At 63.4% G+C, this 915-nt stretch carries 2 protein-coding genes; both read left to right on the forward strand.

All coding sequences use genetic code 11. From position 1 onward, the window contains the following. Positions 1-247: SWIB/MDM2 domain-containing protein (locus Q7A36_RS40185; protein WP_305109389.1), on the forward strand; the 247-nt coding region annotated here is incomplete at its 5' end. A gap of 478 nt (positions 248-725) precedes the next feature. After that, on the forward strand, positions 726-915 hold a 190-nt coding region (locus Q7A36_RS40190), incomplete at its 3' end, for a hypothetical protein (RefSeq protein WP_305109390.1).

Consider the following 915-nt stretch of genomic DNA (forward strand, 5'->3'; position numbering starts at 1 on the left):
TGGGAAGGCGAACGCTCTGCAGCAGCCGTTGAAGCCGTCCGAGGAGCTAGGCGCGGTGGTTGGTAGTGAGCCATTGCCGCGGGGCGAGGTGGTCAGCAAGGTGTGGGATTACATCAAGGCCAACAACCTGCAGAACCCGGAGGACCGCCGCGAGATTCTGGCCGACGATAAGCTTCGCAAGGTCTTCGGCAAGGACAAGGTGACCATGTTCGAGATGAACAAGCACCTCGCCCAGCATCTGTCCTGAAGCCCAAGGACCGCCCGTTCGCATGCGATGTCAGCGGCGACCCATCCGGCCCGGCACCGCGAGACATCGCTGTGCGCCGCGGCCAAAGCTCATCTTGAGCGCCTCGGTTACGAGGTGATGGGCGAGGTCTGCGGCTGCGACATCGCCGCGGTCCGGCCTGGTGAGCGCCCTTCCTGCTCATCACGGAGATCAAGCTCGGCTTCACCCAGGGCCTGATCCTGCAAGGGATCGAGCGTCTGCGAAGCGCTTGCAGATATCGAAAACCCCGGTCTGGGTCAGCCCGACCTGGGCTGCGATCACGGCATAGGTCTGCCCCGCCTGACGCAGCCCAATCACCTGTCGCCGGCGCTCTTCTTACACCTCCGGCGTCAGGCTCCACATGTCCACGGGTTTCATAATATCATTTATTCGGGTACAGCACGCGGAGCCTTCAAGAACGCCACGGCCGGCTCAATGATCTTGGGAGGAAGCTGGGAGTATGACGACCCGGACGCAGCGGCCCTCGGTGCATCGACCAAAGCTCGCCAGCCTTCTCCTGGCCACGCTGTTGTCCTTGGTCTGTCTCCCTGCTGCGGTGCGTGCCGGGCCGGCCCCGCCCGACGGACGTTGCTACCTGATCGACACCGATATGGAGATTGACGATGTCCGAGCAGTCGCCCTGCTCGCGC

The sequence above is a fragment of the Paracraurococcus lichenis genome (assembly GCF_030657435.1).
Lineage (GTDB): Bacteria > Pseudomonadota > Alphaproteobacteria > Acetobacterales > Acetobacteraceae > Paracraurococcus > Paracraurococcus lichenis.